Origin of the sequence: Streptomyces sp. YS-3, from assembly GCF_045257485.1 — a bacterium.
Taxonomy (GTDB): domain Bacteria; phylum Actinomycetota; class Actinomycetes; order Streptomycetales; family Streptomycetaceae; genus Streptomyces.
Map to the genome: position 1 here is coordinate 1 of NZ_JBJHPC010000083.1, position 18,293 is coordinate 18,293.

Annotated in this window: 15 protein-coding genes and 1 rRNA gene; 6 read left to right on the forward strand and 10 right to left on the reverse strand. The window is 72.4% G+C overall.

Annotated elements, in window-relative coordinates; genetic code table 11:
* On the forward strand, nucleotides 1-544 hold a 544-nt coding region (locus tag ACJA3G_RS10420), incomplete at its 5' end, for a phosphotransferase (protein ID WP_406552624.1).
* A 127-nt stretch (nucleotides 545-671) separates the two neighbouring features.
* On the opposite strand, the gene ACJA3G_RS10425 is transcribed toward ACJA3G_RS10420, so the two are convergent.
* A complete protein-coding gene (locus tag ACJA3G_RS10425) occupies nucleotides 672-1,394 on the reverse strand; it encodes a 3'-5' exonuclease (protein ID WP_406552625.1) in 723 nt (240 codons plus the stop codon).
* 87 nt (nucleotides 1,395-1,481) lie between these two features.
* Entirely contained in the window at nucleotides 1,482-2,717 is a 1,236-nt protein-coding gene (locus ACJA3G_RS10430) for an SAV2148 family HEPN domain-containing protein (RefSeq protein ID WP_406552626.1), read from the reverse strand.
* A 377-nt stretch (nucleotides 2,718-3,094) separates the two neighbouring features.
* Between ACJA3G_RS10430 and glgX the strand changes: the two genes are divergently transcribed.
* Nucleotides 3,095-5,215 (forward strand): glycogen debranching protein GlgX, encoded by a 2,121-nt coding sequence (gene glgX / locus ACJA3G_RS10435; RefSeq protein WP_406552627.1) that lies wholly within the window; start codon nucleotides 3,095-3,097, stop codon nucleotides 5,213-5,215.
* A gap of 217 nt (nucleotides 5,216-5,432) precedes the next feature.
* Nucleotides 5,433-7,877, forward strand: a complete 2,445-nt coding sequence (treY, locus tag ACJA3G_RS10440; protein WP_406552628.1) for a malto-oligosyltrehalose synthase — start codon at nucleotides 5,433-5,435, stop codon at nucleotides 7,875-7,877.
* On the opposite strand, the gene ACJA3G_RS10445 is transcribed toward treY, so the two are convergent.
* From ACJA3G_RS10445 to ACJA3G_RS10455, 3 genes are all read right to left on the reverse strand, one after another.
* Nucleotides 7,825-8,886 (reverse strand): cytochrome P450, encoded by a 1,062-nt coding sequence (locus ACJA3G_RS10445; protein ID WP_406552629.1) that lies wholly within the window; start codon nucleotides 8,884-8,886, stop codon nucleotides 7,825-7,827. The two genes, treY and ACJA3G_RS10445, sit on opposite strands and share 53 nt — an antisense overlap.
* A gap of 153 nt (nucleotides 8,887-9,039) precedes the next feature.
* The gene (locus tag ACJA3G_RS10450) at nucleotides 9,040-9,528 is read right to left on the reverse strand and encodes a GNAT family N-acetyltransferase (RefSeq protein WP_406552630.1); all 489 of its coding nucleotides are present in this window, start codon (nucleotides 9,526-9,528) and stop codon (nucleotides 9,040-9,042) included.
* Nucleotides 9,529-9,590: 62 nt separating this feature from the next.
* Complete coding sequence (locus ACJA3G_RS10455; RefSeq protein WP_406552631.1) at nucleotides 9,591-10,145, reverse strand: FHA domain-containing protein; 555 nt, start codon at nucleotides 10,143-10,145, stop codon at nucleotides 9,591-9,593.
* A 159-nt stretch (nucleotides 10,146-10,304) separates the two neighbouring features.
* On the opposite strand from ACJA3G_RS10455, the gene ACJA3G_RS10460 reads away from it, so the two are divergent.
* Nucleotides 10,305-11,267 (forward strand): GNAT family N-acetyltransferase, encoded by a 963-nt coding sequence (locus ACJA3G_RS10460; protein ID WP_406552632.1) that lies wholly within the window; start codon nucleotides 10,305-10,307, stop codon nucleotides 11,265-11,267.
* A gap of 15 nt (nucleotides 11,268-11,282) precedes the next feature.
* Here ACJA3G_RS10460 and ACJA3G_RS10465 read toward each other — a convergent pair whose 3' ends face one another.
* Nucleotides 11,283-12,632 carry a GH1 family beta-glucosidase gene (locus ACJA3G_RS10465; protein WP_406552633.1) on the reverse strand — a complete coding sequence of 450 codons (1,350 nt, stop codon included), beginning with the start codon at nucleotides 12,630-12,632 and terminating at the stop codon, nucleotides 11,283-11,285.
* 63 nt (nucleotides 12,633-12,695) lie between these two features.
* Between ACJA3G_RS10465 and treZ the strand changes: the two genes are divergently transcribed.
* On the forward strand, nucleotides 12,696-14,501 hold the full coding sequence (gene treZ / locus ACJA3G_RS10470; protein WP_406552634.1) for a malto-oligosyltrehalose trehalohydrolase: 1,806 nt from the start codon (nucleotides 12,696-12,698) through the stop codon (nucleotides 14,499-14,501).
* Between the two features lie 24 nt (nucleotides 14,502-14,525).
* Here treZ and ACJA3G_RS10475 read toward each other — a convergent pair whose 3' ends face one another.
* The 3 genes from ACJA3G_RS10475 to ACJA3G_RS10485 all read right to left on the reverse strand — a co-directional run bounded on the left by ACJA3G_RS10475 (nucleotide 14,526) and on the right by ACJA3G_RS10485 (nucleotide 17,510).
* Nucleotides 14,526-15,656 (reverse strand): M24 family metallopeptidase, encoded by a 1,131-nt coding sequence (locus tag ACJA3G_RS10475; protein ID WP_406552635.1) that lies wholly within the window; start codon nucleotides 15,654-15,656, stop codon nucleotides 14,526-14,528.
* A gap of 175 nt (nucleotides 15,657-15,831) precedes the next feature.
* Entirely contained in the window at nucleotides 15,832-16,791 is a 960-nt protein-coding gene (locus ACJA3G_RS10480; protein ID WP_406552636.1) for a hypothetical protein, read from the reverse strand.
* An 83-nt stretch (nucleotides 16,792-16,874) separates the two neighbouring features.
* Complete coding sequence (locus ACJA3G_RS10485; RefSeq protein ID WP_406552637.1) at nucleotides 16,875-17,510, reverse strand: nucleoside/nucleotide kinase family protein; 636 nt, start codon at nucleotides 17,508-17,510, stop codon at nucleotides 16,875-16,877.
* Between the two features lie 75 nt (nucleotides 17,511-17,585).
* Between ACJA3G_RS10485 and ACJA3G_RS10490 the strand changes: the two genes are divergently transcribed.
* On the forward strand, nucleotides 17,586-17,972 hold the full coding sequence (locus ACJA3G_RS10490) for a VOC family protein (RefSeq protein WP_406552638.1): 387 nt from the start codon (nucleotides 17,586-17,588) through the stop codon (nucleotides 17,970-17,972).
* 74 nt (nucleotides 17,973-18,046) lie between these two features.
* Here the strand turns inward: ACJA3G_RS10490 and rrf are convergent.
* A 5S ribosomal RNA gene (gene rrf / locus ACJA3G_RS10495) occupies nucleotides 18,047-18,163 on the reverse strand.
* Nucleotides 18,164-18,293: the final 130 nt, after the last annotated feature.

Consider the following 18,293-nt stretch of genomic DNA (forward strand, 5'->3'; position numbering starts at 1 on the left):
GCTGCGGCTCGTCCACGCCCTGCCCGCCCCGGCGTTCACCCTGCCCCGCCGAGAACTGCTCGGCGGGGTCGAGCGCTGGCTGCGGCTGGCCGGGGACGCGATCGACCCCGCCGACGCGCCCTATCTCCGCGCCCGCCGGGACGGTTTCGCCGACGCGGCTTCCGCCCTCACCCCGCACCTGACGCCCGGCCCCATCCACGGCGACGCACTGCCCCGCAACGTCCATGTCGGCCCCGACGGCCCCGTCCTGGTCGACCTGGAGACCTTCTCCACCGACTTCCGGGAACACGACCTGGTGGTCATGGCCCTTTCCCGGGACCGGTACGGGCTGCCGGACGAGCAGTACGACGCGTTCACCGATGCGTACGGGTGGGATGTGCGGGAGTGGGAGGGGTGCGCGGTGCTGCGGGGCGCGCGGGAGACGGCCAGCTGTGCCTGGGTCGCCCAGCACGCACCGGTCAACCCCAAGGCGCTCGACGAGTTCCGCCGCCGGGTGGCCTCCCTGCGGGACGGCGACCCCGAGGTCCGCTGGTACCCGTTCTGACCCTGCGCGCCTCACGGGCGAGCCGCGCCCCGGCACATGACCGCGCCCCGGCAAGCGGGCGCGACCCACGCCGAGCCGGTGCGGCCCGGCCCCGGGCCCCCGGCCGTCGGCGGCCGGCGGTCCGCCGTCAGCCCTGGACCGGTGCCGGCTCCCGTATCGGCCACGCGGGGTCAACCGTCGCGTCCGCTGTGCCCTTCCGGCGCAGGAACTGCTGGAAGTCGGCCGCCCACGCCGCGTACCACTCGATCTGCTGTGCGTGCAGCTCCGCCGGGAGCAGCCGGGCGACCTGGGGATGGCGGTCGGCTATCGCCACGGCCACCCGGACCGCCGCCAGCGCGTCCGCACCCGCCTCATGGGCGCCGTCGAGCACCACTCCGTACTCCACGCACACCGCCTCCAGTGTCCGCTTGCCCTTGCGGTAGCGGTCGACCGCGCGGTCGATCGTGTACGGGTCGACGACCGGGCCCAGGGGCGCGCCCCCGAGCCGGTCGGTGAGCGAGGGCAGGGCGTGGCGGCGCAGTTCGGCCTCCAGGAGCGTCAGGTCGAACGCCGCGTTGTACGCCACGACCGGCACTCCCCGCGCCCAGTACCCCGTGATCGTCTCCGCTATCTCGTCGGCGACCTCGCGCACCGGGCGGCCTTCGGACGCCGCCCGCTCGTTGCTGATGCCGTGGATCGCCGAGGCCTGTGCCGGGATCAGAATGCCCGGATCCGCCAGCCAGTTCCGCTGCCGGGCCACCTCGCCGCCCCGGACGCCGACGATCGCGGCCGACACGATCCGTGCCTCCAGCGGGTCCGTGCCGGTCGTCTCCAGGTCGAATCCGACCAGCGGTTCGCGGTGCCACCCCATCTTGGCCCTCCCTTTTGGTGCTCTCCCCCAGTGACGAACAGCCTCGCACGCACCACTGACAATGGGGTCCGGGGAGCCGATGATCGGTCAGGACACAGGCCGCGAATCCACCCACATCGACTCGAACTCCTCGCGGTATGTCGCGAAAAGTCCGTGTTCGACATCCTGGTCCGGGCGTACGACCTCCCGCCGCGCGCCTCCGCGCAGCACCAGCACCGGCGCCTCCATCCCCCGTGCCCTGCGCAGATACGACTGGACGACCGCGAGGCCGTCGGTGCCGTCCCCGTCGACCAGGTACGCCGTGAAGCGCGGGGTCTCGTCGAACACCTGGATCTCGAAGGCCCCGGGGTCGCGCAGCCGGGCCCGCACCCGGCGCATGTGCAGGATGTTCATCTCGACCGACCGGCTCAGCTCGCCCTTCTTCAGCCCCAGTTCGCGCTCGCGCCGCTTCACCGCGCTGCTCGCCGGGTTCAGGAAGAGCAGCCGGACGCGGCAGCCCGACTCGGCCAGGCGCACGAGCCGGCGCCCCGAGTAGTTCTGGACCAGCAGATTGAGGCCGATGCCTATCGCGTCGAGCCGTCTGGCGTGGCTGAACAGGTCCTCGGCGGGAAGCTGGCGCTGCAGCCGCACCCGGTCGGAGTGGACCGAGACCACGTCCGCGTACCGGTCGCCCACCAGGTCCTCGACCGCGTCGATGGGCAGCCGGTGCGCGGCCGGCGCGCCCGCCCCGCCGCCCAGCACGTCCAGCAGCCGGGCCGAGGCGCGCTCTGCCTGGGCGAGCACCGCCTCGTTGAGCGCGCGGTTGCGCGAGACGACGTTCCGCGCGACCTCCAGCTCGTCCAGGGCGAGCTCCACGTCGCGCCGGTCGTCCACGTACGGCTCGAAGCACGGCCAGTGCTGCACCATCAGCTCGCGCAGCTGCGGCAGGGTGAGGAAGCTCAGCACGTTGTCGTCGGCCGGGTCGAGCAGATAGCCCTTGCGGCGCGACACCTCCCGTACGGCGACGGCCCGCTGCACCCACTCCTGCCCGGCCGGGCCCGCAGCCGCCACCACCCAGTCGTCCCCGTGGACCGGCTCGTAGATGGGGCACAGCACGGCCGCGACCACGGCCCGCAGCCGCTGCTCCACCAGATTCAGCCAGATGTAGGCCCGGCCCGCCCGCTGGGCGCGCGTGCGCACCTCGCTCCAGGCGTCCGCGTCCCAGTCCAGTTCCGCCCCGATCTCCACCGGACGCGCCACGGAGACCGCGCCGGGCGGGATGTCGCCGGACTCCCCCTCGTGACCCGTGTCACCAGGGGGCAGCTCCAGCCCTCCCGAGCTCACCCGCCGCACCGCCTTCCGGTCCCCCTCCAACGATCAAGGAAGAGTACTCCGCGAGCAGGAGGCGGTGCAGCCGGATGGAGAGGCTGTTTCCCAACTCCCTTGTCCACGTGATCGGTTCCGCGCCGGCCCGTCGGGGCGAGTGAGCTGATTCATAGCGGCCCCACCTGCGCCGGGACCCCACACCGCTCCGAAAGGTGGCCGGATCCGTACGCGCAGGCCGTCCGGATCGACCGGGGTACCGGTCGCCCAACGGGGGTAACCGCTGTTCGGATCACCCTCCGGAGCACTCCGGCGTCCTAGGGGACGGACTTCTTTTCCGGGAGGATCTGCGTCAAGTGCCCCTCAGTACCCGGAACAGAAGTGGAAGAGTCTTGCCCATGCAGGTGTGGCCGGGACAGGCGTACCCACTCGGCGCCACGTACGACGGCGCCGGGACCAATTTCGCGGTCTTCTCGGAGGCCGCCCAGCGGATCGAGTTGTGCCTTCTGCACGACGACGGTTCGGAGACGGCGGTGGAGCTGCGCGAGAGCGACGCCTTTGTGCGCCACGCGTATCTGCCCGGAGTGATGCCGGGGCAGCGCTACGGCTTCCGTGTGCACGGCCCGTACGAGCCGCAGAACGGGCACCGCTGCAACTCGGCGAAGCTGCTCCTCGACCCCTACGCGCGCGCCATCAGCGGGAGCATCGAATGGGGCGAGGCGGTGTACGGCTACTACTTCGACCGCCCCGACTCGCGCAACGACATGGACTCGGCGCCGCACACGATGACGTCGGTGGTCGTCAACCCGTACTTCGACTGGGGCGACGACCGGCCGCCGCGCACCGAGTACCACCGCACGGTGCTCTACGAGGCCCATGTGAAGGGCCTGACGATGCTCCATCCGGAGCTTCCCCCGGAGATGCGCGGCACTTACGCGGCGCTGGCGCACCCGGCCGTCATCGGCCATCTGACGGAGCTGGGGGTGACGGCTCTGGAGCTGATGCCGGTGCACCAGTTCGTCAACGACCACCGGCTCGCGGACGAGGGGATGTCCAACTACTGGGGATACAACACGATCGGCTTCTTCGCCCCGCACAACGCGTACGCCTCCTGGGGAGACCGGGGGCAGCAGGTCCTGGAGTTCAAGCAGGCGGTACGGGCGCTGCACGAGGCCGGGATCGAGGTCATCCTCGATGTGGTCTACAACCACACGGCCGAGGGCAACCACCTGGGCCCCACCCTCTCCTTCCGGGGTCTGGACAACGCGCAGTACTACCGGCTCGCCGACGATCCGCGCTACTACGAGGACACCACCGGCACCGGGAACTCGCTCCTGATGCGCTCGCCGCACGTCCTCCAGCTGATCATGGATTCGCTGCGGTACTGGGTGACCGAGATGCATGTGGACGGGTTCCGCTTCGACCTCGCGGCGACGCTGGCCCGCCAGTTCCACGAGGTGGACCGGCTCTCGTCCTTCTTCGACCTGGTGCAGCAGGACCCGGTGGTCAGCCAGGTGAAGCTGATCGCGGAGCCCTGGGACGTCGGTGAGGGCGGCTACCAGGTGGGCAACTTCCCGCCGCTGTGGACCGAGTGGAACGGCAAGTACCGCGACACCGTACGGGACCTGTGGCGGGGCGAGCCACGTACGCTCGCCGAGTTCGCCGGACGCCTCACGGGCTCCTCCGACCTCTACCAGGACGACGGACGGCGTCCGCTGGCCTCCATCAACTTCCACACCTGCCACGACGGCTTCACCCTGCACGATCTCGTCTCGTACAACGACAAGCACAACGAGGCCAACAAGGAGGGCAACCGGGACGGCGAGAGCCACAACCGGTCCTGGAACTGCGGCGCCGAGGGCGAGACGGACGACGCGGGCGTACTGGAGCTGCGCGAACGCCAGATGCGCAACTTCATCGCCACCCTGATGCTGTCGCAGGGCGTGCCGATGCTCAGCCACGGCGACGAGTTCGCCCGCACCCAGCACGGCAACAACAACGCCTACTGCCAGGACAGCGAGCTGAGCTGGGTGAAGTGGCCCGACCCGGACAGCGACCCGGAGGGGACGCTGCTCGCCTTCACCCGGACGATGGTGTGGCTCAGGCGCGACCACCCGGTGTTCCGGCGCCGCCGGTTCTTCCACGGCCGGCCGGTGGAGGGCACGCACGACGAGCTGTCGGACATCGCCTGGTTCACCCCCGAGGGCGAGGAGATGACACAGCAGGACTGGCAGTCGTCGAGCGCCAAGGCCCTCACCGTCTTCCTCAACGGCAACGCCATCTCCGAGCCCGGCCCACGGGGCGAGCGCATCGCGGACGACTCCTTCCTACTGATGTTCAACGCGAGCGCGGAGACCATCGACTTCCTGGTGCCGGTCAACCACGGCCGGCAGTGGCAGGTGGTGGTCGACACGGGCCGGAGCGAGGGGGTGCCGCCGGGCGAGGGCGCCAAGGTGACGGCGGGCGAGCGGGTCACCCTCGTGGGGCGGAGCCTGGCGGTGCTGCACCGCCCGGCCTGAGCGGGGGCGGGCACCGCGGCCGGGGAACGAGGACCCTCTCCGGCCGTACGGGGCCCGCCGGACCTCATGGGAACGCCGACCGGCACGGGGCCGTTCGGGTGACGCCCCCGCACCCGGTCCGAAGCGCTCCGGGCATCGGGCGAAACGCGCGCGGCAGACGGGTGCGGGCGCGTGGGCCGAAGGCACAGAAGCCGCGATACAGGGTACGTACGTTTGTATGACACCCACTGCGACCTACCGGCTGCAGCTCCAGCCGGGCTTCCCCTTCCGTGCCGCCGAGCGTGCCGTGCCGTATCTGGCCTCGCTCGGGGTGTCGCATCTGCATCTGTCGCCGGTCCTGGAGTCGGTGCCGGGGTCGACGCACGGCTACGACGTCGTCGACCACGCGCGCGTACGCGAGGAGCTGGGCGGGGAGGACGGACTGCGGCGGCTCGCCCGGACCGCGCGGGCCGCCGGGCTCGGCCTGGTCCTCGACATCGTCCCGAACCACATGGCGGCGGCGCCGCGCCACAACCGGCAGCTGTGGGAGGTGCTGCGCAAGGGGCCCGACTCGCCGTACGCCACCTGGTTCGACATCGACTGGACGGCGAACGGCGGCAAGGTGCTGCTGCCGGTCCTCGCCGGGCCGGTCGGGGACGAGCTGGACCGGCTGGCGGTGGACGCGGAGAAGGGCGTACTGACGTACGGGGAGGCGCATGAGTTCCCCTTGCGCGCCGGTACGGAGGGGCTGCCCCTGCCCGAGCTGCTGGACGCCCAGTGGTACCGGCTCGGCTGGTGGCGGCTGGCCCGCACCGAGCTCAACTACCGCCGGTTCTTCACCATCTCGGACCTCATCGGGGTCCGGGTGGAGGACGAGGACGTCTTCGCCGCGACCCACGCCAAGGTGCTGGAGCTGGTGCGGGACGGGGTGGTGGACGGGCTGCGCGTTGACCACCCGGACGGGCTCGCCGACCCCGAGACGTATCTGCGGCGGCTGAACGAGGCGACCGGCGGCGCCTGGACCGTGGTGGAGAAGATCCTCGCCCGCACCGAACCGCTGCCCTCCGACTGGGCGGTCGCCGGGACGACCGGCTACGACGCGCTGCACCGGATCGACGGCCTCTTCGTCGACCCGGCCGGCCACCGGGAACTTCTGCGCCACTACCGGGAGTTCATCGGGCAGGACGGCGACCGGGGCGGGCACTGGGAGCCGACCGCGCGGCGCGCCGCGTACGAGGTGGTCACCCATGACCTGGCCGCCGAGGTGGACCGGCTGACGCGCGCGGCGGCGCGCCTGTGCGCCCGCACCCCGGACCTGCGCGACCACGCCCCCTGGGCCCTGCGGCTGGCCCTGTGCGAGCTGCTGGTGCGGATGCCGGTGTACCGCCCGTACCGCACCGGGGCGGAGGAGGTGCTCACCCCGGAGATGGCGCGGGAGGCGCGGGAGGCCTTCGGTGTCCCGGAGGAGGCCGCGGCGGTCGACGCGGTGCGGGGGCTGCTGCTGGGACGGCACGGCGCGAGGAAGGCCGACGACGACGGCGGGGAAGGCGTCGAACTCCACACCTTCCAGGCCCGTTTCGCCCAGACGTCCTCGGCTCTGCGCGCCAAATCCCTGGAGGACACGGCGTTTTATCGATTTGTGGCTCTGCTGTCCGCCAACGAGGTGGGTGGCGAGCCCGGACGGCCCGTCGTGCCCCCCGAGGAATTCCACGCCTACTGCGCCAGGATCGCTCGCGACTGGCCCGCCACCGGGACGGTCCTGTCCACGCACGACACCAAGCGCAGTGCGGACGTACGGGCCCGGATCGCCGTGCTGTCCGAGTGCCCGGAGCGGTGGAGGGCGCTGCTCGGGCGGCTGGCCACGGCCCCCGCGCCCGATCCCCAGCTGGCCTGGGCGGCCTGGCAGACAGCGGTCGGTCTCGGCGGCACCGGGCCGGCCGCGGACCGGCTGGGCGGGGCCCTGCTCAAGGCCGCGCGCGAGGCGGGCCTGCACACGACGTGGACCGAGCAGGATCCGGTGTACGAGCGGGCGCTGACCGACTTCGCCGTCTCTGGGCCCGGCGGGGCGCTCGCGGCGCAGATCGCGGAGTTCTCCCGGAGCCTGGCGTCGGCCACGCGCGCGAACGTGCTGGGCGCCGCCCTCGTACAGCTGACGATGCCGGGCGTGCCGGACGTGTACCAGGGCACGGAGTCGGAGTGCCTGACGTTGGTGGACCCCGACAACCGCCGGCCGGTCGACTTCCCCGAGACGGGAACGCACTCACTCCCGGACGAGAAGGGCGAGCTGTCGAGGGCGGCTCTGCGGCTACGACGGGAACTTCCGGAGGTGTTCGGGGAGTTCAGTACGTACGAGGCGCTGTTCGCCGACGGACCGGCCGCCGACCACTGCCTCGCGTTCTGCCGCTCCGGTGACGTGGTGACGGCGGTGACCCGGCTCTCCCTGCGGCTGGGCGCGTCGGGCGGCTGGGGCCCGACGGGGCTGGCGCTGCCGGAGGGGGCGTGGGTCGATGTCCTGCGGACCGGCGCCTCAAAGGACTCCGGCCGCCACGACAGGCCCGACCGGCCAGGCCGGGAGTTCACGGGGACGGTGAAGCTCAGCGATCTGTTCGCCGACCATCCGGTCGCCCTGCTCAGGCGGGTCGACCGGCCGGGCGTACGAGAAGGGTCCGCGGGGCCCGTGTGAGCAGCCCCGTCTCGGTGGGCCGGAAGCCCCCGGCCCACCGGAGCCGCGGCATGGCGTCGCCCAGCGCGCGTACGGCGCACTCCGCCTGGAGTTCGGCCACGCGCGCGGCCGGGCAGTCCGGGGGCCCGAAGGCCAGCGGGGCCGCGGCGGTGCGGCGCGGGTCGAACCGATCGGGATTTGCGAACCGGTCCGGGTCCCGGCTCGCGGCTCCGACCAGCAGGGCGACCGCCGCGCCCGCGGGCACCGTGCCGCCGGCCGTACGGGCGTCCCGGCGCGCCCGTCTCAGTACGACATGAACGGGAGGGTTCCTGCGCAGGGACTCGCCCCAGACGGCGGTGAGGGCGCCGGGCGCCGCGCCCGCTGCCGCCGCCCACTCCCCCGGATGGTCGAGGAGATTGGCGAGCAGGGAGGCGAGCGCCTTGCCGATCAGGGCGGACCGATCGGCGCAGAGCACGGCCAGGGCGGCGGCCGGGCCCGCCCGCCGGCCCTTGACGCGGCTGCCGCGCGTCAGCTCCGCGCAGGACAGCCCGAGCGCGGTGGCGGCGGTCCCGACCGGCAGCCAGTGGCAGAACTCCGCGGCCAGATCGGCCCCTTCACGCCTCGCGAGCCGCCGCGCCAGCACGAAGGCGGTCCGCTCGGACACCTCCCTCAGCACCCCGAACGCCTCGTCGTCCGCCTCCTGCGGCGATCCTTCGCACCACACCTCGCCGGGCCAGCAGCACGGCCCGCGCCGAGGCCGCACGAGCCCCGGGTCGCCCAGCGCGGAGGCGACGTCCCCGTACCGGCTGACGAGCCACGCCCCCAGCCGGCCGTCCCACACCAGCGGGTACGACTCGCGCAGGGTGCGGTAGAAGCCGTACCGGTCCCGGGCGGCCTCGGGGCCGAGGAGGGAAGGGGTGGCGGGCACGGCGGGCGCTGCCGCCCCGGGCCCGGTCACAGCACCCCGGCCTCCGCGCGCGGGCTCGGGCGGCCCCGTCGGCACCGGTGCGCCCCGCTTCTCGGTCTGCATCCGCCGCCCTCCGCCGGTCGGCGCCCGGGTGGGCGCGGCTGCACCCAGCGGACCACCGCGGCCACGCGGACGCGATCGGCGTGCGCCCGTACGGGTGAACTCGCGGGGCGCGGGCGGTCCGGCCCCCAGCAAGGCCGACCCCCACGCGTTCGGCTACTCCGGTGCCTCCTGCGGGGCAACGGGCAGCGAGTACCGCAGCTTCTCGCGGCCGGTCGCGCCCATGCGGTCGTAGAACCGCCGCGCCCCTTCGTTCCAGACCGGCGTCTGCCACTGCACCTGGGGCATCCCGAGCGCCCGTGCCTCGGCGGCGACCGCCTCGACCAGCAGGGCGCCGAGGCCCAGCCCGCGGTGGCCGTCGCGCAGGAAGAGACAGTCCATGTGCAGGTACTCGCTCGCCTGCCAGGTGGAGAACTCGGGCGCGCAGCTCGCGTATCCCACGACCTCGCCGCCCGGTATCTCGGCGACGAAACAGCGCGCCCGGGACCTGCCCGGGCCGAAGAGGACCGCTGCGAGCCGGTCCGCGAGACCGGGCGCGGGCGGCTCGGCCCTCTCGTACACGGCGTGCTCCGCGGCGAGTTCGGCCAGGCGTGGCAGGTCTGCGGGGCGGGCGGCCCGCACCCGCGGCTGCTGGTCGTCGTTCATACCGCCATCATGAGGGGCACCACTGACAACGCCCCCGGCGCGGGCGTTCGCCCAGGTCGGTGTCAGTGCGTGGCGAGGCGGAAGCTCATCCGCCCGAAGCTCACATGGTCGCCGTCGTTGACCACGACGGCGCCCGTCACCCGGCGCCCGTTGACGCTCGTGCCGTTGGTGGATCCGAGGTCGCGCAGCACCCATACGCCGGACTGGTGGGTCAGCTCGGCGTGCACCCGGGAGACCGTCTCGTGGCTGAGCCGCAGCCCGTTGTGCGGGTCGCGGCCGATCCGCAGCGGATACGGACCCGGCACGGGGAAGAGCAGCTTCGGCAGCCTTTCGGACTGCCACGCGCGGCGCATCGAGACGCTGAACCCGGAGACCCGGCTCACGGCCCCGTACAGCGCCTTCGACCAGCGGCTCTTGGCGTCCAGGTCGGCGGTGAGCGCGGCGAGTTCGTCGGACCGGCGCGCGGACAGGGCCAGTTCCATCCGGCGCAGGAACGTGTCGTGCGACAGCTTCCCCTGTGCGGCGCCCTCTTTGAGCAGGTCGAGCGCCCGGTCACGCTCGGCGTCCGACGGCCGGGCGGGAGCGGGATACGTGTTGAACTGGAAGGACGACGTCACAGCAGAGATTGTCGGGCCGACGGGCTCGGCGTGTCCAGCAGGGCGGCACTTTGCGTCCGTTGCGCGCACCGCCCTCTGACCTGCGAGGAAAACCCTTGTCGCACGGCCCGGCGCGATTGCTACGGTCTGGCCACCGTTACCGCCCACGAGGGGAACCCCTTGACGACATCCGCGTCGGACATCACCTTCCGTCCGCTCGCCGGGCCCGAGGAACTCGGGCTCTTCCAGCAGCTCTCCTACGTCCTCGACCACGAGGTGGAGGAGGATCTCGCCACCGGCCGCCGGCTGCCCGCCTGGATGTGGGTGGCGCTGCGCGGGGACCGGGTGCTCGCCCGCCTCTCCTGGTGGACGCCGCCGGACCACGAAGCCCCGTTCGTCCTCGACTTCCTCGACGTCGACGACTCGCTGCCGCCCGCCGAGCGTCACGCCGTCGGGGTGGAGCTGCTGGAGACCGCGACGGCGGCGGTGATCCCGGCGGGCATACCGCGTCCGGAGTACGGGCGCTTCACGCCGGGCGACTGGCGCGAGGACGCCCACGCGCGCGAGGTCGTCGAGACCCGCATGGGCATCGCGTCCGCGACCGGCGCACGGCTCCTGGTGGAGCGGCTGCGGATGGAGTGGCGGCCGGGGACGCCGGTCCCCGCCCCCTCCACGCGGCTGGTCTTCCGCCCGGCGACCGACCGCGAGGAGCTGCTGTCCCTGATGACGCTGGTCCTGGAGGGCACGCTCGACGAGCACAGCCGTACGGAACTGCGGACGATGACCCCGCGCGCGTCGGCGGAGCTGATGTACGAGGAGGAGTTCGAGACGTACCGGACGCCCCGCGAGTGGTGGCGGATAGCCGAACTCCCGGACGGGGGCGGCCCGGTCGGCTTCGTCGTCCCGGCGCGCAACAACTACCACCCGATCATCGCGTACATCGGTGTTCTGCCCGCCCACCGCGGCCACGGCTACATCGACGACATCCTGGCCGAGGGCACCCGCGTCCTGGCCGCGCAGGACGTCCCGCGCATCCGTGCCGCCACGGACTTCGGCAACGTGCCGATGGCGAACGCCTTCGCGCGCGCGGGGTACGTGACCTTCGGGTGCGCGATCAACATGGTGTGGCCGAGCGACGGCTGAGACGGTTCGCCGGGCTCAGCGGGTGGCGCGCTGGGCCCGGATCATGTCCCGGTACCAGCGGTAGGAGTCCTTCGGGGTGCGCCGCAGCGTCGGGTAGTCGACGTGGACGAGGCCGAAGCGCTGTGCGGCGCCCTCGATCCACTCGATGTTGTCGGTGAGGGACCACACGAAGTAGCCGCGTACGTCCACGCCCTCGGCGATGGCGCGGTGCAGGGCGCGCAGATGCCCGTCCAGATAGCGGATGCGTCCGGCGTCCTCGATGCCGTCGTAGGAGCAGCCGTTCTCGGTGATGTACACCGGCGGCAGCCGGTCGCCGTAGCGCGCCTTCAGTAGGAGGAGCATCTCGCGCAGCCCGTCGGGGACCACCGGCCAGCCGAAGGCCGTGGTCTCGTACCCCTCGATCTCCCTGATGCCGAAGGGCAGTTCGGGGGGCATCGCGAACCCGGCGAAGGAGTCGACGGCCTCGGGCGCGGGCGCGCCCACGCGCGTGGGGTTGTAGTAGTTCACCCCGTACCAGTCGAGCGGCGCCGAGATGACGGCGAGGTCGTCCGCGACCGGGCCCGGCATCAGGGCCGCGAAGTTCTCGTCGGGGTAGCGGCCGGTGAGGACGGGGTCCGCGAACAGCCAGTTGCCGATCGTGTCGTACAGGTCCGCGGCGAAACGGTCCTCCTCGCTCTCGCCCGCGGGCCACACCGGTGTGTGCGAGAGCGCCAGGCCTATGGAACGGGCGCCGGCGTCACGCAGGGCCCCGACGGCCAGACCGTGGGCGAGCAGCTGGTGGTGGGCGGCCGGGAGGGCGTCGAAGAGGAGCTTCCTGCCGGGCGCGTGCTCCCCGAGCGCGTAGCCGAGCAGCGTCACCTCGGCCGGCTCGTTGACGGTGATCCACATGGGGACGCGGTCGGCGAGCCTTTCGGCCACCACGCGCGCGTAGTCGGCGAACCGGTACGCGGTGTCGCGCTGGAGCCAGCCGCCCGCCTCATCGAGCTCCAGCGGGGTGTCCCAGTGGTAGAGGGTCGGCGCGGGGGTGATGCCGTGGGCGCACAGCTCGTCGACGAGCCGGTCGTAGAAGTCGAGCCCCGCCTCGTTGACCGGGCCGCTGCCGCCCGGGACGACACGCGGCCAGCTGACGGAGAAGCGGAAGGCTCCGGCGCCGAGCCCGGCGAGCAGGGCGACGTCCTCGCGGTAGCGCGCGTGGAAGCCGGTGCCCCGGGAGGCGTCGGCGCCGTCCTTGACGCGTCCCGGCTCGGCGGCGAAGGCGTCCCAGCCGGAGGGCCCCTTGCCCTCGGCTGCGGCGGCCCCCTCGGTCTGGAAGGCTGAGGCGGAGGCTCCCCAGAGGAAGCCGTGCGGGAACGGCGGCAGGGTCATGGATGTGGACCTTAATGGCGGGTAACCGCAACCTCCAGACCTTGCTCCCGCCTTCCGCGGACGATGGAGGCCCTGTTCCACGGTTTGACGGTACGCGGGCAACGGGAGGTATCAGGCATGTTGTTCGAGGTGTGGGCGCCGCGGGCGGACCGGGTCGCCCTCCAGTTGGAGGGCGCGGCCCACGACATGGAGCCGCATCCGGTGCGGACCGGATGGTGGATCACCGAGGCCGCGGCCCGCGACGGCGACCGGTACGGGTACGCCGTGGACGGCGGGCGCCCGCTGCCGGACCCGCGCTCGCGCCGACTCCCGGACGGACCGGACGGCCTGAGCGCGGTCGTCGTCCACGAGGACTACGGCTGGCAGCACCCCTGGGAGGGCCGTCCGCTGTCCGGCGGGATCCTCTACGAGCTCCATGTCGGCACCTACACCGACGAGGGCACCTTCGACGCCGCGGCCGGCCGTCTCGCCCATCTGGCGGAACTGGGCGTGACGCATGTCGAGCTGATGCCGGTGTGCTCGTTCCCGGGGCGGCACGGCTGGGGATACGACGGCGTGGCGCCCTGGGCCGTGCACGAGCCCTACGGAGGCCCCGAAGGGCTGAAGCGCTTCGTCGACGCGGCGCACGCCCACGGCCTGGGCGTCGTCCTCGATGTCGTCCACAACCACCTCGGCCCCTCCGGCAACCGGCTCCCCGCCTTCGGCCCGTACTTCACCGACACCCACCAGACGCCGTGGGGCGCCGCCGTCAACCTGGACGCCCCGGGATCGGACGAGGTACGCGCGTACTTCCTGGAGAGCGCGCTCGCCTGGCTGAGCGACTACCGGCTCGACGGGCTGCGCCTGGACGCCGTGCACGCGCTGTACGACACGCGCGCGCTGCCGTTCCTCGAAGAGCTCTCCACCGCCGTCGACGTGCTCTCCGTACAGCTGGGCCGGCCGCTCTTCCTCGTCGCCGAGTCCGACCAGTGCGACCCGCGCACCACCGCCCCGCGCGCGGCGGGCGGCCTGGGACTGCACGCCCAGTGGAACGACGACTTCCACCACGCCCTGCACACCGCTCTCACCGGCGAGTCCCAGGGCTACTACGCCGACTTCGCCCGCGCCCCCGTCGCCGCCCTGGCCAAGTCCCTCACCCGGGTTTTCTTCCACGACGGCACCTATTCGAGCTTCCGCGGCCGGACCCACGGCCGGCGCGTCGACCGCGCCAGGACCCCCGCGCACCGCTTCCTGGCCTACGCCCAGACCCATGACCAGATCGGCAACAGGGCACTGGGCGACCGGCTCGCCGCCACGCTCTCCCCCGGCCTGCTCGCCTGCGCCGCCGCGCTGGTGCTGACCGGCCCGTACACGCCGATGCTCTTCATGGGCGAGGAGTGGGGCGCCCGCACGCCCTGGCAGTACTTCACCGACCACCCCGACCCCGAGCTCGCCGAGGCCGTACGCACGGGCCGGCGGCGGGAGTTCGCGGCGCACGGCTGGGCCGAGGAGGACATCCCCGACCCGCAGGACCCCGCCACCCGGGCGCGCTCGTGCCTGGACTGGGACGAGCCGGCCAGGGAGCAGCACGCGCGCCTGCTCGGCTGGCACCGGCAGTTGATCGCGCTGCGCCGCACCCGCCCCGACCTCACCGACCCGGACATCGCCGCGGTCAAGGTCGTCCACGACGAGGAGGCGCGCTGGCTGATGTTCCGCCGCGGCGACCTGCGGACCGTGGTCAACCTCGGTAAGGAGGCCGCGGTGATCCCGCTGGGCCGCAACAACTGCCGGGTGCTGGCCGCGTGGGAACCGGTGGAACCGCCCCTCCCGGACGGCCGGTTCCTGCTGCCCCCCGAAGCGTGCGCGGTCCTCGGCCCCGTCGGCACCTGAGCGTCCGGCCCGCCGGCGTCCCGCCTAGTCGACGAGCGCCATCTCGCGCGCGGTGTTGTTGAAGCTGCGCGCGCCGTCCTCGGTGACCGTCACGATGTCCTCGATCCGCACACCGAACCGGCCCGGCAGATAGATCCCCGGCTCCACGGAGAAGCACATGCCGGGCACCAGCGGCTGCTCCTCGCCCTCGATCATGTAGGGCGGCTCATGGGTGGTGACGCCGATGCCGTGGCCGGTGCGGTGGATGAAGTACTCGCCGTATCCGGCCTCGTCGATCACCGCGCGCGCCGCCCGGTCGACATCCTGACAGGCCGCCCCGGGCCGCACCGCCTCGCACCCGGCCCGCTGGGCCTCCCGTACGACGTCGTGGACGCGCCGCTCCTCGGCGGAGGGCTCGCCGACGTGGACGGTACGGGTGGTGTCCGACCCGTAGCCGTGCTTGAGGGCGCCGAAGTCCAGGACGACCATGTCGCCGTGCCCGATGGTCCGCTCGCCCGCCTCGTGGTGCGGGTTGGCGCCGTTGGGACCTGAGCCCACGACCGTGAAGTCCACCTGCGAATGACCGAACTCGATGAGCAGCGCGGCCAGATCGGCCGCCACGTCCGTCTCCCTGCGTCCCGCGAAGGGGACCTTGAGGATTTCCCCGTAGGCCCTGTCGGCGGCCTCACCGGCCGCCTCAAGGCGTGCCAGCTCGTGTACGTCCTTGACCGCCCGGAGCATGGGGAGCGCCTGCGTGAGGGCCGCATAGGACGTTCCGGGAAGCCTCTGCTGGAGGCCGAGCAGATGCATCGCCCAGGCGTTGTCACTGACGCCGAACCGCCCACCGGCAGCCAGCAGGGGCGCGGTCACGCCGTACGGGTCGGTGCCGTCGGTCCAGTCCCGCAGGGTGAGTGCGGCGGCCCCGGCCGCCCGCTCGGCGTCCGGCGCCTCCAGCTTCGGTACGACGAGGACCGGCTCACGCCCCGCCGCCAGCACCAGCACCGTCAGCCGCTCGGTGATCGCGGTCGGCTGATACCCGGTCAGGTAGACCAGGTCGGGCCCGGGCGCGACCAGGACGCCCGCAAGCCCCGCGTCGGCGGCGGACTCGGCGGCGCGGGCCATCCTGGCCCGGTAGTCGTCGGCGGTGAAGGGCGCGGGAGCAGGGGTAGGATGCATGGGCCCCATCCTGCCCGTACGCCCGGACGCAGGCGATCGGGAATCGGGAACCGGGAATGGCGAACCGGGGAAAACGAGTCGGGAACGGCGAGTCGGGAAAACCGACACCGCGGGCCCGGCCCGGCCCGGCCCCGTCCAGGCGTCCAGGCGTCCAGACGATCAGGCGGTCCGGCGGTCAGGCGCCCTCCTGGCTGTCCCCCACCAGCCGTTCCAGCAGTTCCTGGAAGTCGTCGCCGACGACGATGCGCAGGCCGTCGCCCTCGACCTCGCGGTCGCTGAGCTGGGTGAGCGTGCCGTCGCGCCACCAGTAGACGAACGGGCTGATCGCCCCGGGCGTGTCCTCGAAGCCCGCCGCGGCGAAGGACGCCATGGCGTTGAGCGCCGGAATCATCCCCGAGTCGCGGATCGCGTGGAAGGCCAGCTGGTGCCGGAACGGCATGGCGACCAGAGCCCCGTCCGGTGTCAGCTCGCGCCCGGTGAGCCGCTGCACCAGGGCGTCCAGGGCGAGCACCCGGCTGGCCGTGTAGAACGAGTCACCCACGACCACCTCGAACCGCATACCGTCCTCGCCCTTGACGGTCTCGTGCGACTCGACCGGCAGCTCCCTGAGGTTGCGCAGGGCCTGGGCGCGCAGATCGGGGACGTGGCCGAGCGGCTCCAGCGCCTCGTCGGTGAGCATCATGACGCTCTCCGGCAGATCCAGGGCGAGGATCTCGTACAGCCCGGGCGCGACACCGCGCGCGTAGCTGAAGGTCTGGGGGTCGAGCCCGTTCTCACTGATCACCCGGGGGTAGAGCTGGGCGCGGATCTGCTCGGGCGGGAGGGTGTCGAGAGCGGACGGCCCGTCCATGGTGCGCAGCACCATGCCGACATGGCGGCGAATCAGCTCCGGCCACACCCGGGGCCCACGGCGGTCGTTGTGGCAGACCGCCGCGAGGTTGGCCAGGCCGAACCGCCGGCCTCCGCTGTCCTCCACGGAGTCGGCGTAGACGGTCACTTCGAGCCCGTGCTCGGCGAACGCCTCACGCACCCGCGCGCGGAACCGCGAGCCCTCTTCGGCCGAGAAATAGCCGAACTCCGCGTCCCGGGGCGCGTCGCTCCGGTCCCGCCTCGGCCCCCGTCGGAATATCCCCACGTCAGCTGCCTTCCGTCACACGGGTCACACGGTAGCCCCGCGGTAGATCCCTACGCCGTTCCCACGCCCGGTGAAGGCCGAGCCTACCCAGCACCCCGCCGGCTGACGACAAGATCCGCACGCTCCCGGCCACCCGCCACCACGCGCGCGTTGACCTCGTCGGACTCCCTGACCCACCGTTCGGCGTACGCACGGTCCTTCCCGTACCGAACGTGCCGCTCGACGAGTCTGCGCACCCGCTCCTCGCTGTCGATCTCCAGGAACCAGACCTCGTCGAGCAGAGCCCGGACCGGTGCCCAGCCGTCCCGGTTGTGGAGGAGGTAGTTCCCCTCGGTGACGACGAGTGGGACCTCGGGGCCGACCGGGATACTCCCGGCGACCGGCTCCTCCAGCGAACGGTCGAAGGCGGGCGCGTACACCACGCTGCCCGGCTCGGGGTCCCTCAGCCGGGTCAGCAGGGCGGCGTATCCGGCGGAGTCGAAGGTGTCCGGGGCGCCCTTGCGGTCGGCGCGGCCGAGACGGACGAGCTCGGCCTGGGCGAGATGGAAACCGTCCATCGGGACCAGTACGGCGTCCCCGCCGAGCCGCTCGGCCAGGCGCGCCGCCAGGGTCGACTTTCCGGAGCCGGGCGCCCCGGCGATGCCGAGGACGCGCCGGTGGCCGGGGCGGGCGAGCAGCCGAGCGCGCTCGGCGAGACGGTCAAACACAGCGATCTCCATCCCGGCATTCTCTCGCGGCGGCCTTCCGTCTCCGGCGGCTTGGCACGCTGAGAGTCATACGTATAACCTGGCTGCATGTCCCATATTGCCCTGATCACGCTCGTCGTCCGCGACTACGACGAGGCCATCGCCTTCTACACCGACGCCCTCGGCTTCGAACTGGTCGAGGACACCGACCGCGGGGACGGCTCCCGCTGGGTGGTGGTGCGCCCACGCGGCACCGGCACCGCATCCCTGCTGCTGGCCCGCGCCAAGAACGACGCCGAGCGTGCGAGCGTCGGCGCACAGACGGGCGGCCGGGTCGGCTTCTTCCTGCACACCGAGGACTTCGCCACCGACCACGCCCGGATGACCGCGGCCGGCGTCCGCTTCCTGGAGGAGCCGCGCCATGAGGTGTACGGGTCGGTCGCGGTCTTCCAGGACCTCTACGGCAACCGGTGGGATCTGCTGCAGTCGGCGTGACCGTGGGGGGCGTCTGCTCCGGAACGCAGAAAAGCCCCGTACCGGAGACCGGTACGGGGCTTTTCCCAAAATTTGTTCGGCGGCGTCCTACTCTCCCACAGGGTCCCCCCTGCAGTACCATCGGCGCTGAAAGGCTTAGCTTCCGGGTTCGGAATGTAACCGGGCGTTTCCCTAACGCTATGACCACCGAAACACTATGAAATTAACGAAACCGGGCAACAACACGGCTGTTCGTTATTTCAGAACTAACACAGTGGACGCGAGCAACTGAGGACAAGCCCTCGGCCTATTAGTACCAGTCAGCTCCACCCCTTACGAGGC